Genomic DNA, 16,808 nt, shown 5'->3' with positions numbered 1-16,808 from the left:
AATTTTCCAGATCCAGATCACGCCAATAACGCGGAGATCGGTTGGTTTTTTGGTCATGTTCTGCCACGACAGGAAGTCCTCAGCTCGGGATCAGTAATTGTTAGCCTTCCCAAAAACCTCCTCAATTTCTTTCGGCCACTTATACTTGAAAGGGGTGAAATTCCACCAAATAATACTTGGAATAAACAAAACAACTCCCACACACTCAATAATTGAGATTCCTAGTGGTTTTTTTTTCAGATCTTCTTTATACGAATTATAATTAATCCAAGCGAGATTATCGGCATCCTCTTCAATGACCCCTTCGTTGAAATACCTAACAATGAAATTCCATTTTCGATACATATCCTCCTCTTTAAAACCAGAAGATATCTTCTTGCGCTGCAAGGGCATCTTGGGGCGCTTCCCGCAAAAGTAATGCCTTTCCCGCATAAACAGGTGGGCGTAATACTGCCGCTCCCACACAACACCGGAACCCAGATACTGCCAGTTGTAGGAAAAGGTCACCTCCAACTCGTCCCAGGGAATCCGGTAGAAGGTGCCCCGGTGCCCCACGTACACGAATCCCTCCTTCCGGTCGATCCGAACAGGCAGTGTGAGCGGGAAAAAAATTTCGAACAGATAGACAGCCACCCAGACTGGCCCAAAAGCAACCAACATAGCCAGCAGCGCCTTTGAATAAAACAGGCTAATAATCCAGCCCAATACTAATACAATAAACATGAATAGATTTATGATGGCCGGCAGGCCTGAACGAAGAGATAAGAAGGCCGTGCGAACGTCCATGAACCGTTCACCTATGTAGGCAAAACTGTGTTCCATCTTTTCCGAGGAATCGGACACCCCAGTCACTTTCCGGGGCGGGGGACTGGCAAGCCGCGCACCATGCGTGCGGTACAGCTTCTTTTCCAGCAGTTGCTCCAGATCCGTTTCCGGAAAATCACACTTCAAAGGCGAGTCTTTCATCGACACCCAGTTCCTCCACGTCGTTACCATCTAGGATCACACGAAGCCCTTTCTCGCCCGTGACTTTGCAACCGTCCGTCTCACTCGGTCGTCAGTTCAATGGGGATAACGTGGTGTCAGGAAAACCTCGATTACTGGGTCAGTAATAGTTAACCTTCCCAAAGATATCTTCAATCTCCTTCGGCCATTTATACTTAAAGGGAGAAAACGCCCACCAATACATGGTCGGCATAAAGAGGATTAACAATAAAGTGTCGACGATACGCGCCGCCATTGACTTAGAGGGTATATCCTTACGATACGAGTCATAATTAGCCATAACAAGATTATCAGCATCCTCTCCAACAACCCCTTCGTTGTAGTATCTGACAATAAAATTCCATTTCCGATACATATCCTCCTCTTTAAATCCAGAAGATATCTTCTTGCGCTGCAAGGACATCTTGGGGGGCTTGCCGCAAAAGTAATGCTTTTCCCGCATGAATAGGTGGGCGTAGTACTGCCGCTCCCACACAACACCGGAACCCAGATACTGCCAGTTGTAGGAAAAGGTCACCTCCAATTCGTCCCAGGGAATCCGGTAGAAGGTGCCTCGGTGCCCTACGTAGACAAATCCCTCCTTCCGGTCGATCCGGACCGGCAGCGTGAGCGGGAAGAAGATCTCAAATAGGTAGATGGCTACCCAAACGGGCCCGAAAGCGATCAATACCGCCAGCAGTGCCTTCGAATAGAACAGGCTAACAATCCAGCCCAACGCCAGCACGACTGCCATGAACAGATTTATGACAGACAATTGGAACCGCCTAAAGATCAAGAAGGCCGACCGGATGTCCATGAACCTTTCGCTGAAGTAGGCGACACCATACTCCATGTCCTCCGAAGAATCTGACACCTCAACCACTTTCCGGGCCGGTGGGCTGGCAAGCCGAGCACCATGAGTGCGGTATAGCTTTTTTTCCAGCTCTTGTTCCAAGTCCGTTTCCGGAAAATCACACTTCAAAGGCGAATCTTTCATCGACACCCAATTCCTCTACATCGTTACCGTCCAAGACAATTCGAAGCCCGTTTTCGCCCGTGACTTTGCGACCGTCCTTATCAGCATATCAATGGAGTAGAACGCAGTGACTGGAAACCCTTGATTCGCGGTCAGTAATTATTAGCCTTCCCAAAAATCCCATCAATTTCTTTCGGCCACTTATACTTGAAGGGGGTAAGCTTCCACCAAATCATTGTGGGCATTAAAAGAATCAAAAAGAAATATTCGACAATACGCTTTCCGGTTGAAATTGAAGCTATATCCTTACGAAGTGAATCAAAATTAATAACAGCGAGATGATCAGCGTCTTCCTCAATAAGCCCTTTGTTATAATATCGAACAATAAAATTCCATTTTCGATACATATCCTCTTCCTTAAACCCGGAAGAGATCTTTTTGCGCTGTAGCGGCATTCTGGGGTGCTTCCCGCAAAAGTAGTGTTTTTCCCGCATGAACAGATGGGCGTAATACTGCCGTTCCCACACAACACCGGAACCCAGATACTGCCAGTTGTAGGAAAAGGTCACCTCCAACTCGTCCCAGGGAATCCGGTAGAAGGTGCCCCGGTGCCCCACGTACACGAATCCGTCCTTCCGGTCGATCCTGACCGGCAACGTAAGCGGGAAGACGATCTCAAACAGGTAGATAGCTACCCAGATAGGCCCGAAAGCGACCAATACCGCCAGCAAAGCCTTTGAATAGAAAAGACTAGCAGCCCAGCCCAACGCCAGCACAACAATCATGAACAGGTTTACTATACCCAGTTGTGCTCCTCGAAACTTCAAGAAAGCCGTCCGGATGTCCATGAACCTCTCGCTAATAAAAGCAACGCCATGTTCCATCTTTTCCGAGGAATCAGATACCCCTGCCACTTTTCTTGCTGGCGGGCTGGCAAGCCGTGCACCATGGGTGCGGTACAGCTTCTTTTCAAGCAGTTGCTCCAGATCAGTTTCCGGAAAATCACACTTCAAAGGCGAGTCTTTCATCGACACCCAGTTCCTCCACGTCGTTACCATCCAGGATCACACGAAGCCCATTCTCCCCCGTGACTTTGCGACCGTCCTTCTCGTACTCAATCAACATTTCAAGCTGTTCCCACTTGTTGTGGTTGTAGTGGGTAAAACGGTACATGACCTCATGGGAAGTGGCCTCTATTCTCTTTCTATTATCAAAAAGATGGGTAATCTCGTTCGAATCGTCGTCAGAGAACCAGTTGATATTCGCTTCGAACAGTTTGATGGAAACTGCGCAAGTCCCCTCAATAAAACCCGGGAAATACACTACGAAACTCGTGAATTCAGACAGGACCTTATATTCCCCCTGCTGGGTTATAGCCGGATGATTGGGCATGTACTCGGTTATCAGCACAATGGGAGAAAACAGCATGTAATAGAACGCATCCAGTTCCGCTTCGAAATAGCGCCTGACTTCAGCGCCTTCCTCTTGGAAAACAACGGTTCGGCTTTGCTCCAGTAGTTCTCCGCTCGAGGGCCGGGACTGCTCATCCCAGTAGCGCAGCGTGGGCGCATTACCCCAGAATGACAATGACAGAAAATCCTCGATCCGGGACCGGGCGATGTATAGCTGTACCATGCTGATGACGAAGGAGACCGCAACCAGAACCGCGCCTACCACGAGCACTACGGCAATACCCGCCCCGGTAACCGCTCCCGCAACCGCCAAAGAGGCTAGGTAGGTAATACCGATGCTCAGCCCAATCTGGACCCCGGACAGCGCCAACATCGTGTGATGGCCTGTGTACAAGGCCTTGTAGCCCATCCGACCTTCCAGAACTATCGACAGTATAGGCCCGACGTAGGGGAGGTACTTCATTGTGGTTCTCGCAAAACTCCTTGCAACAGGAGAGAAATACTGAACAATTCTGCCCCCACTTATAGCCACCGACACCCTGGCCCCAGCAGCTGACAAGTTCGCCCCCAGGGCCTTGGCGTATTCCTCCCTGACCAGCAACCCGCTGAGGTTAACCACACCTTCGCCGATGCTCCATAGGCCAGATGCAAAGTATCCCCACCGGTCGAGGGTGGATCGGTCGCCCAGCATGACATCCTGCTGTGTCTTCTTCAGTCCAGAATATAGGCTTGCCACATTAATCGCCTGGAAGAAAGTCACGGCCCCAATGAACTTGCCCCGGTTCTGTTTGATCCCTTCAACTACCGGGTCCAGGCGGGTATGAAGCCAGCCAAAGGGGTTGTCCTTGAAGTCCGGGGTCAAGTGGAACACGTCAATCAGGGTTCTGTTGAGGTAGTTTCTGATCCTTGTGTCCGCCATGCCGGCAGCCAGGGGCGTCATTGACAGTTCGGACAGGTTATGACCTGCTGCTTCCAGTGATTTGCGGTGGACCGCCTGGAGCAGATCTGCCGCGGTATCCAGGGTTATTCCCTGCCGGTAGACGTCAATGCCGTAACGTTTCTGGACGGCCTTAGTCCACTTTTTCCACTGTGGCCAAGTTTGGGGGTCTTTCGCCCAGAATCCCATTTTCGCGGCAGGGGCGGCAAACTCCAGCATCAACGTCTCTGTAGAAGTGGTCACACGCACATAAGCCGGCATGTCGAAGATACTGTCCACTATCTTCAGGCTGCCATAGTCAAAGCCGGGGAGATTTTTCAGTTTCTGGGCGATACTATTGGTGGCAGATGCTAGGAACAACGCAGTTTTTAGCGTGTTCCCGACCGTGCCGGCTTCGCCTTCGTCCGCAGCCAGCCACTTTTCGGCGTCTTCCTTGCCCTTTTCCGCACCGACATAGCCATCCAGTATATCGGCCAGCTCCTGTTCGACTGCCTCAAACCCCTCAGCACAGTAACAGTCGTTGAACTCCAGTTTCCTGGCTATCTGGCCGGAGCCAATCCACCGCTTCCAGTCATCAAATACCAATGCCCGGCCCTGGTCATACTCTTCAAGCTGTTTGTGATAGTTTTCAACAAACGCGTCTTTTTCCCCTGAGCGGATGCGCTCTTTCAGTTCCTCGGTGACTTCTTGTTGGTCGTCTTCCGATTCCTTCTTGCTGGCCTCACGGGCAATGAGCGCGTCCACCATCTGGGAGGTGGTGTAGGCGTATGCGTTCTCCTCCGCGTGATTCATGATCAGGTTTACATACAACGCATGCAGTTGCCCCAATTCGGAGGCGATACCGATTTCGTCGTCAAGGGCAACGCAGTAAGAAAATTCTGTTTCCTTTTTGCACTGCCCCTGCAAATCCGGCTCGCTGACGCCCTGCGCAAAGTCTGTCAGGCTCCACTCGAAGTCCACTGGATTCGGTCGAAAATCTTCAACCACTCCATTTAAAGCCTCGGTTTCGCCAATATTAACGCCTTCGCCTTTTTCGGGGAGTCCATTCAGGTCGAATGATTGCAGGTGCTCTTCGCGGACTTGCGCATCCGTTTTTACCAATTCCTGCAAACGAGCCGTCCATCGATGATGTACGAACTTCAATAAAACCGTCCCTTCTGCAGGATGGTGGATACACGGTAAAGCACTTTGGGCATCAACATCCGGAAGTAACACAGAGTTCCACCCGGGTTGCACTTCCGTTATTGCACCTTGCTCGTTAACTTTATACTCGTGGAGCGTCCCGAAGACTTCCGAAAACATGTAAACCCAACCGGGTGTCAGTTTTCGAACACAGTAATGAGTGTTTCCAATGGCAACGGCCGGAGGGCGAAAATTGGCAGGCAGCGCGGTTTCTTCCTGACTGATCGCCCAGCGCACCGGATACAACGCGACAGTTTTAAGCTTGAGCGGGCACATCTGTGCCGCTGATTCGGTGCTATCAGCACCCTGTAAAAACGCTGAGCTGTTAGCGCTACCCATGAACCAGTCCCTCCGTTGACTTTTTCTCAGCGAATTCTGCAATTCGCGCTATGGCTTTGCTCAGGGTTGCGGAATTTTCTTCCCACAGGTTTTGGACATCCCTGTCCTTAAACGCATTATGCCCAAGCCAGCCGATAGTGTTGATGTATAAGGCAATATCCCGCGTACTGTCGAGTCCTCGCTTTTTCGCTGCGGCGGTCAACGCAGAAACCAAACCCCAATCCCGCCCAGTTGAGCCGGGCTGTTGAAGCAAATGAGGAAAGTAAGTCTCAGTATGGAGCTCAAGTTTTCTCAGGGCAGTTCGTTCCGCTGCTTTTTCCATGGCAACCTGATGCTCCTCGCGAATATTGAACATCTCTTTCTGCTTTTCACCTGATGGCTGCTCATTGTAAAAACACTCCCACTCTCCCACTCGGCGGTCCTGAATGGCGATTGCACTACATGGTCCCATCAGCCGACTCTTACCCTCACCCTTCGAATCCCGACTCAACAAGTTCCGGGCGATTTCAGGGTCGTAAAACCGGAAAACCACCTCATCACCTGTCACCAGCCGAGCCATCAGTAGCCCGCGCAGGTGATCCATCACTTCTTCAAACGGGCAGTCGGCCTGCAATACGATGGCAGCCCCCAGATGTTTCCACTCATCGAAACATTTCCGGGCCAAGGCGCTATTGATACCGGTCTCGACCAACCACGGTGATATTTCAGATAGACCAGAGAGCTCGGTCTGTCGGTATAGCGCATCACAATGTGGGCGTTCTTCTTCACGGTATATGACCTGAGATAAATCGTTCACTTTAGCCCCATCAATGAGGAGGAACGTTTTCTCTGAGTCAGGAAGGCTGGCCCGACTATTCATCAGACTGCACCTTGTGATTCTGGTGAGCAGACCTGACAGATTCCCTTACCCTGATTCGCTGCATTCTTGATGGCACGTATCTGGTCCGGCTTGGCCATCGGCCTTTTGGGAGCCTCAGGCAATTTTTCAGGCGCCACGCTGACAACCCCAGTTTTCTCCACCAACCCCGGCATTTCAGGCACCTGAACTGCTTGCCCAGCCCCACTCCCGGCTGATCCGCCCGCGTTCAGATTAATCGCCGGCCCACTCAGTGCCACGCCACTCGGATCAATCTTCACAAAGCTGCCGCCGGCTTTGAGGGTAATTTCAGCACCCGCTTCGATCACGGCTTTTTGGCCCGCTTTGATGTGGAGTTCCTGGCCGGAGTCGCTGAGCCAGGCGGTGCCGGCTTTGATGTGGACGGTGCCGGTGACGTCGAAGCTGAAGTCTTTGCCGGTTTTTTCCCGCTTCTCGCCATCCACCGTATGGTGATCATTGGCCTTGATATGGCTGACCCGGTCGTTGTCCACGGTGAGGTGGCTGTTGTTGTGGATGACCTCAGTGCGGTCGTTTTCGGTCAGCAGGTCCAGGTCTTTCTGGGCGTGGACGTAGATCTGTTCTTTGTCGGCTTCGTCTTCAAAGCGCAGTTCGTTACTGCCTTCGCCCTTGTGGGTCTGGGTTTTCAGGGTGGTGCGGGTTTTGTGTGCCGGTAATTCATACGGTGGAGTGTTGGTGGCGTGGTAGGTCCGTCCGGTAATGATCGGCTGATCCGGGTCGCCGTCCAGGAAGGACACAATGACTTCATGGCCGATTCGCGGTAGGGCCATAAAGCCGTAGCTGCCGCCGGCCCAGCCCTGGGAGACTCTGAGCCAGGCACTGCTGTTGTCGTCGTTCTTGGAGTAACGGTCCCAGGGGAACCGAACTTTCACCCGGCCGTGTGCATCGCAATGGATTTCTTCCCCCGGTGGGCCGGTGACGATGGCGACTTGCGGGCCATCCATACGGGGACGCTGGCTGTCTTTTAACTGGGGGCGCCAGGTGCGGTCGGCCGGAATGACGCTGAAGCGGTTGTTGTAGGTGGTGGAGCCACTGCCGCCGTCTTCTTCCAGTGCCTGAGGTTGTGTGCCCTTGTGGGTGACGCTGGTAATCAACCAGTCCCGGTTGAGGGAGTCAGCACTGTGCTCACTGAGAACAAACTTGGCCCCGGCGGTAAAGTCCGCCCGGTTACCGGTCCCACTGGCAATCCGGCTTTGATTACGCAGGCTGTCGAGGGTGGCCTCGGTAAAAGGCTGGCCACTGGCATCCTGCTTGAACCGTCCCGGGTAGTCGTAATGCTGGTAATCATCCCGGTGAGGCACGTCGGCCCCACTGGTTTCATGCATCAGGGCATAGGCCGGGTTTTTGAAGGTGTAGTCCTTCAGCGCCACGCTGGCGACGGAGACGGTGTCTTCAGGATTAAAACTGAACACCGCCGGTTGGCGGCTGCTGCCGCCTGCGGTGGCGTTGTAGCCGGCCTCAGGCAGCTCCGGCGCTTCCCGGTGGTGATCGGCCAGGATTAACGTATGCCCGCCCTGGCGGTGTTCAAAGCGGTAGTGCCAGCCTTCTTCAGCGGCTAAACGGGTGGCGAAGGCCAGATCGGATTCCCGGTGCTGGACGCAGTATTCCCGTTCTTCTGAAGGGCGTTTGAGATTGAGGGTACGGTCGACGATACCCCGCTCATCCAGCAGGGTCTGGACGATGGTTTCAGTGGTCTGCTGCTGGAAGATACGGCTGTTGTGCATCAGCCCTAAACGCCAGAGGGCGGGCTGAACGATAGCCGAGTACTGGGTACGGCGATGGCCGGTATCGCCCCGGCTGAAAGAGGACACCACGCCGTGGAAGCGTCGCAGAACGTCACCGTCCTGATACAGCACCAGTTCGGCATACTGATCCAGTACGTCAGTGACCGCCAGATCATCAAAGGCACTGGCCAGATCCAGTTTGAGATGGAACAGGTCGGAGAGGCTTTCGGTCAGCTCGAATTCCACCACCGTGAAGGTGTCATCCGGCAAAGACCCGAGACGGGCCGTGAACTGCAGGCCGGTGGGCTGGGGCATGGTGTCGTCCTTGATTCCTGATCGGTGCATCCTGCATTCCCGGGCAATCCCGCCCGGAAGCTCTTAATACGTTAATCGCTCAGTACTTTAATTACGCAAACCACTCGCTCTGGCGAAAATCTGCAGAGAAGTAATAGTGGCTAGTGTTAACCGCCAACGCCAGAGCCGCTGCCAATCACCACACCACCGCAACTGACGGCATCACCGGTCAATGCGATCGGTTTACCTTCAACCAATACAGTGGGATTACCCGCTGCAATTTGTCGGGGGTGAGGTCCATGGTGGGGCTTGGAGTGAATCGCCAACGGATCGCCCATGCGGGCAACCGGTTTGCCGTCCATAAGAACGGTGCTGCTGGCAGCAATGACGGGGGTGGGCGGAAAACCTTCGTGATCGGTTCCGATATCGCCCAGTAATACGACTTTCTTACCCATGTTAACGCTCCCTGTTCGCGCCTGCCTGACGTTTACAAAACCGGACATCCTGATGCCGGTCAATGCGTGACGCGTCTGTTCCCTGAACTCATGTGTTCGATAACCCGGCAACAATCCAGCTGCCGGGTTCGAAGTGTCGCCTGCGCGGTGCGGGCTGACAATAGGTCTTCCTACGGATACTAATACAGGCTGCGCGGTACCTGGTAACCCGCCAGCAATTTCTGGGTAAACGGGTTCACGTTGCCCGCAGCATGAAGCCTGTATCGTGCGCTGCCACCATCCAGAGTGAACTTCACATCAATCGCGCTGCTGCTGACGCCGGTAATATCGGCTTTATCCAGCAGGCGGAAGAAGGCCCAGGGCCCGCGGGCGATTTCGCTGCGGGGTGAGCGGTTCACTTCGATCGGCACCAGCGTGATTTCGCTTTCGACCGAGTCACGCAATGTATTCGGCCATATTAGCGGAATACTTTGCCGCGGTCCGTGGCTGAATTCAACCAATTGCCCATCCACGTTCACCACACTGCGACGCTTGTTGGACGACAGGTTCAGCGGCTCCAGCGCAAACTCCAGATCCAGCGTACCGCTGCGGGTGAAAAACGCCTGACGAATTTGTTCAGCCTGCTCCAGCGCTGCCATTACGTCCCGACGAACCAGTGTCGCGCGCTTGCTCATCACCACGTGTTCCGGATGATCTTCGAGGAACAGTTTCAGGTTTTCTTTGTAGAAGCTGTCCAGTGTGCCTTGCGGTGCGAAGAAGCGTTCGAAGTCTTGCAGTGCCGCATCGCGACCAGCACCCGAGCTGAACGGATAATGACGCGCCAGCCCCTGCTGGAACGGCTGATAGACCTCCTGATACCACTTGCGTTCAAGCTGTGCCACCGCCTGATCGAGCACCACCCGCCAGCTCTCGGTCGCAAGCTTGTCCAGCATACGGTTGACCGGTGCAGGCTGATTGCGCGCCAGCCGCTGGAGGGTGAAGATCGGATCTGCACCTTCCAATGTCAGCCGTGCTCTGGCTGCGGCCAATGCCGCTTTGCCGGAATCAGGCGACTCCTGAATACTGCGCAGGTAGTCGTGCAGCGTGCGCAGGACTTCCTGGATGTTATCCATCTGCGAGGGCTGATCGCCATCCTTGCGCAGCAGGCCCTGCAGGCCCGCAAACTGCTGTTCGATGTTCTCGGCCAGACGATAGTTGGCGGACTGACGCAGTGCCTCGGCGGCGGCATCCGTCTGGCCTTCACTGGCCGGGAAGATCAGGGTGTTGTCCCGGACCGACGCCAGCAGCTGCACCATTGGCTTGTGTCCACCCGTCAGGTTGTCCAGAATCCGGACCCCATCATTGATGTCACGGAAAGCGCGCACATCCAGGTGGCTCAAGGCACTGCGCCAGGTTTTGACGTAATCCTCGGCATACTGGTCGCGCAATTCCGCTTGCAGTTCGGCTTCATCCGATTCGCTGAAATCCACATTATCCCGACGCCCCAGCACCCAGGCATCGACCAGCGCCAGCTCGGTCACAGACGCAGACTTGCGGGTGAAATAGCCCTGCAATCCTTCGCGGGTCAGCATTCGGGGTATGCGCATGGGATCCTGATCAGCCGACGGCAGGCTTTCCAATGGCCGGCCGTCGCTATCAATACGGACGAATACGGCATCAAACGCCGGGCCGCTCTTGGCCTCCAGATTCAGAGGCGAAGTCAGATCGTGAATGCCTTTGGATTTCAGGTCACGATAGACCCGGTCCGGCGTGGCCAGACGGCCCAGCTCGCGCTGCGACCACTGCACACTGCTCTGGAAAGGCGCCAACGCCATATCCGCCGCCCGGTCACCGGATTGCTGCCACTTGCCCAGATCGGTGTAGGCCATTGCGTAAGTGAGGTGCTGGCTGAGGCGTTCCTGTACCGAGCGCTGCCCCGGATAACGCTGCTGCCAGTAGGCTTCCATATAGCTGTCGACAATATCGTCGCGGCGACCGCTACCATCGTAGAGCATGCGCAATACACGCAAGTGCGGGAGCCGCGAGGAACCGTCGTCCGGTGCTTTGTTCATCTCGTCCATAACGCCGACCATCAACGACGGCAGGAACTGGTACGCCAGCATGTTGAGATAGGATTTCTCGACTTCCGGGCCAATCCGGTCGCCCTGGTACAAGCCCATATCGGCCACCAATGGCCACTCGTCACGGTAGTTACCATAGGCCAGTGTGGCCTCGCGGAGATCGTCGAGCGGTTCCATCAGATTGCGGCCGGAAGGATCCAGCTCGCTGCCGATCGGACGCCAGTTATTGATAAAGCCACGCACCCGGTTTTCGACCTGTTGCGCCGCTTCGGCATTCTGCACGAAGTAATGCTGCCAGCCCGCCGTCATGGCAATGCCCGATGCGATAAACAGCACCGCTGCGGTGGCAAGTGAGCGGCGGCGCTGTCGCGTCACCCGCACGTTGTCGCCCGCCAGCCCCGCTTCCCGATAGATTACTTCAGGGAACAGACGCTCACTGAAATAGGTTACAGATTGACCGCCTCGTTGGGCCGGTTGGATAGCCTCCGCGAGGCCATAGTGACGGGCCGCTGCGCCAATGAAGGCATCTTCCGGCACACCTTCCTGGAACACTGAAGTGTAGTACACACCACGCACCAGTGCCGGTGTCGAAAAGGCATCGGCCGCCAGCATTTCCGCCAGGAACTGCTGGGTCACCGGAAACAGGCCCGCCAACTGACGGCTGAATGAATAGATTGCGGCGCGCTCTTCCTGATCACGGGTATCCGCCAGCAGGCGCGGCAAACGCTGATTCACCTGCTCGATCAGGTCCTGATACTGGGCATCGAACTGCTCCAGCCACTGATCCGGATCCTGCAGTGATTCCAGTTCAAAGGTGAAACCGAGCGGCTGTTCCCGTTCTGCTTTTGACAGCTTGCGGAAGTAGGCGCCAAAGCCATGCAACAGGTCCATTTTGGTGAAGCTGATGTACACCGGCAGGCGCGAACCCAGATGCTCCATCAATTCCCGCAGACGGGTGCGCAGCAGTACGGCCTGCGCCTTGCGTTCGCCATCGCCCAGTCGGCTGAGCTGCGCCAGGTCGACCGTCAGGATGACGCCGTTCAGCGGGCGCCGAGGGCGGTTCTTTTCGAGCCAGTGAACAAAGTGGTTCCACAGACGCTCCTGCAGGGCGGCGCCGGAGTTATTGATTTCACGCTGGCTCAGCAACTCACCATCAGGGTCGATCAGGACCGCATCGTCACCCACCCACCATTCGAACCCGAACGGGTTCCTTTCGGTACGGCGATTCTTGACGACGTTGGTCAGGGTGAAGGTCTGGCCGGAGCGCTGGATCAGGCTGGACTTGCCTGCATCTTCCAGCCCCATCACCAGATACCACGGCAGCTTGTACAACCGGTTGCGGCCCGGAATATTGTCCTTGAGTGCTGACAGACCAAGGTCCAGCAGGCGAGTCTGGCGGCGCTCATAAACCAGAATCGGATCTTCTTCCTGACGCTGTTCATCCGCACGGGCGCGATCGACCTTTTTCAGCCGACGGGCCATCACCATGCCCCAGATCACTGCAATCAGCAGTACGATCCCCAGAGTCACTACCGTGCGGCTTTCCCAGCTGGCCAGCGGTCGTTCACCGCGGAATTCCCACTGCGGCCCCAGCCACCAGGTGGCGGCCAACAACAGCCCCAGCCCAAGGGCGATGACGATGGGGCCCCCGACGCGAATGAAGGGCCAGACTTTTTTACCGATATACATCAGTTTGCGAGCGATGACTTCCATATCTGTACTTCCTGCTGCTTTCCCTGGCGATGGGCCAAAACACCCACCTTTGTGGCTACCCGATTACTTCCCTACCGACTCTCACCGCGTGATTGCCGGTAAACTCCCAAAAATCGACTACGACAACTGATCGAGGTGGGCCATTAGCGACGGCTCCCACTCGGCCAGGTTCATATTTCGGTTCTGTTCCCGCAGATCGACAACTTGCTGTTTGGCAAGCGTTTTCATCCCCGCTTCGCGCAGTAAATCAGCGCACATCAGCCGCCAGTAAAACTGCGACCGGGGCTCGTCGGCTTCTGCGAGGCCGTCTTCCAGAATCTGCATGGCCGGCGCCAGTCCTTTCTCGGCGAGTGCGCCTTTTGCCGTCTCGAACGCCTCTTCCCAGCGCTCACCCGAGCCGGCACGACCACTACTACCGCCACTGCTCTGGAGCCAGCTTTTGACCGCTTCCGGCAAAAACGCTGTGCTGTCAGAGAAGGTCATCTCGGTGAGCTTGGGCAGACGGTCCACAAACGCTTTCAATGACTGGCGGATAGCCTCGGCGCAGGCACTATGCCCTAGCTGCTCTGCCGCCTGAGCGCTCAGGTAATGACCCTCAAGCCAGAACGGGCTGACAGCGAGACTCTGTTCGATGCGCCCCCAGAGCGCCAGATCCGCACCCCGCGTCAGGCTTTCCTGGTACTCTGCGACCCTGTCAGCACTGACTGCCGCCAGATCGCTGCGGACACCATCACGGGCAGGCGGTAACGTTGAAATACTGTGCCATATGGCAAACCGGCGTAGCTGATAACCGAGTGGTTCTGTAGGCGAAACCTCCGTCAGCATGTCGGCGACTTTTAGCAGGCTCTGGCGGGTAGCGCGATCATTGCCGGGATCAAGATTCATGCCCACCAGTGATGCTGCCGCTGAAGAGGCCGAAGACGTTGACGAACCGGACGCAGCTTCCCGTGACTGCGGGGCAGCCGGAGCCGCACTCGCCGCTGGTTTTTGCTGCTCTTCATTCGCTGCCGGCAAGCGCTCGATACTGCGGCGCAGATCGACTACAGGGTCTGGCGGAATCGAATGACTTTCGACAAGAGCGTGAAGCTTATCCAGCGCTTCGAGGCAAAACTTGCGGCCATCCCCCATTGCGCTGTTAAACGAGACCTTGGTGACTTCAGCCTGGGCCCGCTGCATGATTTGCCCGAACATCAGGCGCCGCGGCCGATGCCCCTTGTCGCCGGGGTAAGGCCAGGCATGTGTCCACCAGTTTTCCATTGCCAGGCACAACAGGTGTACAGAGAGCGCAAAACGCTCACCATCACCGCCACGCTGTAACGCCAGCAACAGAAAACCAAGCACCTTGAGATCCTTGGCCTGATCGCTCAGCAAACGCACCGCCTCGCGCTCGACTTTCTGCCAGTCGATCTCCATATGAGACAACGAGCCGATCTTCATGATTTCGTTTTCAAGAAACTCCAGCGCAGCATCTTCGCCCAGCGCATCGCCCATCGGCGTATCACCGGCCAGAGGTTCAATGACCTGTTCCACATAGGGATGTTGTTCTACTGCCTGCATAACGCTCTACCTTTCGCCCCGTCCGGCCGCTTACCAGCGACACATTTCGCGCAGCGGATTGAGTGCATCCTTCATACCTGCAAGATCAAAGACCAGACCATCGACTGCCGACTGATCGGCGCTCAGGGTCAGCCTTTCGGCTCCCAGCAAATTGCGGATGGTATCGATAGCCGGCAAACCGCGACCGCCGCTGAGGACATACCCGTCATCCCTGACCCGCCAGACCTGCTGTTGTTGGCGGTTGTCAGTCGCCATGGTCAGCCGCACACGTTCGGCAGACATCGGCTTGGGCATCATCAGGGCGAGTTGGGTGATCTTGTTATGGCAGCGCACGGTGAGCAGCGGACGCGGCGGTACTGCACCCAATGCCGCCACCGTCACCATCTGGCCGGCGTCACCATTGGCCTGAAGCGCGCCGTCCTGCGGTGCCCGGCGATTTTCCTGGGAATAGGCCGCAATCCACTGCACTGGCTGGCGCCCGGGCATGGTCTGGGTGGCATTCTCTGCCTTGTGCAATGGCGTGTTGAACACTGCATCAAAGCAGGCCAACCGCTCCAGCCTTGCCGGTTCCTGGGTGCAGCGCATTGCGGCGGCTACCGGAGTGGCTGGCGCGGCATGAACCAGCCCCGACACCATCAAGCCCAACAGCACCAGCGTCGCGCTGATATGACCTTGTAATCGATACCGCGTCATCCTGCCTCCGACACGTTGAATTTCTGGCATTTGTGGGCCAGCGTTCGCTTGGGCAAACCCAGACTCTCAGCTGCCTGGGCACGGTTACCCCGGTACTGGCGCAAACGGGCGCCGATAATCGCCGCCTCGAAGGCCTGGGATGCCGCCCGGAGATCGTCAATCTCGTGGAGCGAAGGGACGCCCGGTTGAATTGCCATGGCAACGCCACTGTCGGCGCCATCACGTTCCGGTTCGTTCTGCGCAATCTCATCAAGGCGCAGATCCTCAGCCTGAATATCGTCACCTGCCACGGTTTGCAGGCAGGCAAATTCGATCACGTTACGCAGTTCGCGCACATTGCCTGGGAAGCTGTACTGCCCGAGAAATTGCAGAGCCTGGCTGCTGATGCCCAGTGGTCCGCTGCCTTCGCGCTCCTTGAAGCCGCGGATAAAGTGACGGCACAACTGCTCAAGGTCCTCTTCACGATCGCGCAACGGAATCACACGGATCGGAAACTGGCTGAGCCGGTAGAACAGATCGCGGCGGAAGGCCCCGTCCCGAATCCGGGTTTGCAGGGGTTGGTGAGTTGCTGCAACCAGACGAAAATCCGAATGTGACTCTTCCTGCGCACCTAGCGGACGGAACTGGCGGGTCTCAAGCACGCGCAGGAGTTTGGACTGGAGCGCCAGCGGCATATCGCCGATTTCATCCAGAAACAGCGTGCCGCCGTCCGCCTGGGCCAGTAACCCCTGCTTGGCCGCATCCGCACCGGAGAAGGCGCCTTTGGTATGCCCGAACAGCTCGTTTTCCAGCAGGCTGTCAGGAATCGCGGCGCAGTTGACCACCACAAAAGGCCCTTCGCTGCGGGACGAGAACTGGTGAATACCCCGCGCCACAAGATCCTTGCCGCAGCCGGTTTCGCCCTGCACGAGAACCGACAGCTGACTGCCCGCTGCGCGAATCACCTGGGAGCGCAGATCTGCCATGCTCCGTGAAAGCCCGACCAGGGTTGATGCCAGGGTTTCGTTTTTCTGGCGCTCAGTTTCGGTATCTTTCAGATGGTCCAGCGACCGCTTGAGCATGCGTTGCTGCCACACACGGTCATGACGCTCACGCTGGGCATCCCATTGATGACACAGCAGGCTCAGCAAGCCTTCGTACAGCGGCTGACCCACGATGCCTTCCCAGGCATCGCCGGAACCGCACATCACCAACACGCCCAGCGTCTTCTTCTGGCCCTGCAGCAGTGGCTGAAGCCAGAGCGATTCAGAATGACCGCTGGCTTCAAACAAGCTGTTCAGCCCCTTGTGCTCAAGTCGCGCACAGGCCTCTTGCGACAACCCGCGGGGGCGTGCCTCGCGCAGAACATGGGCAAACGGATGCGAGAAGTCATCGCACTCGAAGCTCAGCGTGTCACTCAGGCGCGGGCATACCAGCGAACGGCCGCTGCTATCGAGTTCCAGCAGCCAACACTTGTCGACACCGAAAACCCGCTCCATCTGAAGGCTGGCGCACTGCAGCAGGGCAGCCCTGTCGGGTTGCCTGATTAGCTCGACTGCCAACTCTACCCCGGTGTGCAGTTCCATCTGCATCCGTCCCATGTCCTTT

General features: G+C 56.1%; 11 protein-coding genes. All 11 read right to left on the bottom strand.

Annotation, left to right across the window (positions count from 1 at the left end):
* Window positions 1-90: 90 nt before the first annotated feature.
* The 11 genes from ACUN9X_RS03835 to ACUN9X_RS03785 all read right to left on the bottom strand — a co-directional run bounded on the left by ACUN9X_RS03835 (window position 91) and on the right by ACUN9X_RS03785 (window position 16,801).
* Window positions 91-966, bottom strand: coding sequence for a hypothetical protein (locus ACUN9X_RS03835; RefSeq protein ID WP_445472229.1), 876 nt, complete (start codon window positions 964-966; stop codon window positions 91-93).
* A 139-nt stretch (window positions 967-1,105) separates the two neighbouring features.
* On the bottom strand, window positions 1,106-1,981 hold the full coding sequence (locus ACUN9X_RS03830) for a hypothetical protein (protein WP_445472228.1): 876 nt from the start codon (window positions 1,979-1,981) through the stop codon (window positions 1,106-1,108).
* A 131-nt stretch (window positions 1,982-2,112) separates the two neighbouring features.
* Complete coding sequence (locus tag ACUN9X_RS03825) at window positions 2,113-2,988, bottom strand: hypothetical protein (protein ID WP_445472227.1); 876 nt, start codon at window positions 2,986-2,988, stop codon at window positions 2,113-2,115.
* On the bottom strand, window positions 2,963-5,830 hold the full coding sequence (locus ACUN9X_RS03820) for a toxin VasX (RefSeq protein WP_445472226.1): 2,868 nt from the start codon (window positions 5,828-5,830) through the stop codon (window positions 2,963-2,965). Before ACUN9X_RS03820 ends, ACUN9X_RS03825 begins: the two co-directional genes overlap by 26 nt.
* On the bottom strand, window positions 5,823-6,689 hold the full coding sequence (locus tag ACUN9X_RS03815; RefSeq protein WP_445472225.1) for a DUF4123 domain-containing protein: 867 nt from the start codon (window positions 6,687-6,689) through the stop codon (window positions 5,823-5,825). The genes ACUN9X_RS03820 and ACUN9X_RS03815 overlap by 8 nt, the downstream gene beginning before the upstream one ends.
* A complete protein-coding gene (locus ACUN9X_RS03810; protein WP_445473173.1) occupies window positions 6,689-8,764 on the bottom strand; it encodes a type VI secretion system Vgr family protein in 2,076 nt (691 codons plus the stop codon). Before ACUN9X_RS03810 ends, ACUN9X_RS03815 begins: the two co-directional genes overlap by 1 nt.
* 146 nt (window positions 8,765-8,910) lie before the next feature.
* Window positions 8,911-9,198 (bottom strand): type VI secretion system PAAR protein, encoded by a 288-nt coding sequence (locus ACUN9X_RS03805; protein WP_260038535.1) that lies wholly within the window; start codon window positions 9,196-9,198, stop codon window positions 8,911-8,913.
* A gap of 179 nt (window positions 9,199-9,377) precedes the next feature.
* Entirely contained in the window at window positions 9,378-12,971 is a 3,594-nt protein-coding gene (tssM, locus tag ACUN9X_RS03800; protein ID WP_445472224.1) for a type VI secretion system membrane subunit TssM, read from the bottom strand.
* A gap of 117 nt (window positions 12,972-13,088) precedes the next feature.
* Window positions 13,089-14,528, bottom strand: a complete 1,440-nt coding sequence (tssA, locus tag ACUN9X_RS03795) for a type VI secretion system protein TssA (protein ID WP_445472223.1) — start codon at window positions 14,526-14,528, stop codon at window positions 13,089-13,091.
* Window positions 14,529-14,558: 30 nt separating this feature from the next.
* Window positions 14,559-15,221 carry a type VI secretion system-associated protein VasI gene (vasI, locus tag ACUN9X_RS03790; RefSeq protein WP_445472222.1) on the bottom strand — a complete coding sequence of 221 codons (663 nt, stop codon included), beginning with the start codon at window positions 15,219-15,221 and terminating at the stop codon, window positions 14,559-14,561.
* Window positions 15,218-16,801 carry a sigma-54 interaction domain-containing protein gene (locus tag ACUN9X_RS03785; protein ID WP_445472221.1) on the bottom strand — a complete coding sequence of 528 codons (1,584 nt, stop codon included), beginning with the start codon at window positions 16,799-16,801 and terminating at the stop codon, window positions 15,218-15,220. The genes vasI and ACUN9X_RS03785 overlap by 4 nt, the downstream gene beginning before the upstream one ends.
* Window positions 16,802-16,808 lie beyond the last annotated feature (7 nt).

This window comes from Marinobacter sp. V032 (assembly GCF_052645435.1).
Note: the sequence above shows the minus strand (reverse complement) of the source record. Positions and strands in the feature narration are given on the sequence as shown.

Bases quoted from the DNA above. Each gene is read 5' to 3' on its own strand.
- ACUN9X_RS03825 (WP_445472227.1), bottom strand. From the start codon at position 2,988: ATGAAAGACTCGCCTTTGAAGTGTGATTTTCCGGAAACTGATCTGGAG.
- tssA (WP_445472223.1), bottom strand. From the start codon at position 14,528: ATGCAGGCAGTAGAACAACATCCCTATGTGGAACAGGTCATTGAACCT.
- tssM (WP_445472224.1), bottom strand. From the start codon at position 12,971: ATGGAAGTCATCGCTCGCAAACTGATGTATATCGGTAAAAAAGTCTGG.
- ACUN9X_RS03820 (WP_445472226.1), bottom strand. From the start codon at position 5,830: ATGGGTAGCGCTAACAGCTCAGCGTTTTTACAGGGTGCTGATAGCACC.
- ACUN9X_RS03810 (WP_445473173.1), bottom strand. From the start codon at position 8,764: ATGCCCCAGCCCACCGGCCTGCAGTTCACGGCCCGTCTCGGGTCTTTG.
- ACUN9X_RS03830 (WP_445472228.1), bottom strand. From the start codon at position 1,981: ATGAAAGATTCGCCTTTGAAGTGTGATTTTCCGGAAACGGACTTGGAA.
- ACUN9X_RS03785 (WP_445472221.1), bottom strand. From the start codon at position 16,801: ATGGGACGGATGCAGATGGAACTGCACACCGGGGTAGAGTTGGCAGTC.
- ACUN9X_RS03805 (WP_260038535.1), bottom strand. From the start codon at position 9,198: ATGGGTAAGAAAGTCGTATTACTGGGCGATATCGGAACCGATCACGAA.
- ACUN9X_RS03835 (WP_445472229.1), bottom strand. From the start codon at position 966: ATGAAAGACTCGCCTTTGAAGTGTGATTTTCCGGAAACGGATCTGGAG.
- ACUN9X_RS03815 (WP_445472225.1), bottom strand. From the start codon at position 6,689: ATGAATAGTCGGGCCAGCCTTCCTGACTCAGAGAAAACGTTCCTCCTC.
- vasI (WP_445472222.1), bottom strand. From the start codon at position 15,221: ATGACGCGGTATCGATTACAAGGTCATATCAGCGCGACGCTGGTGCTG.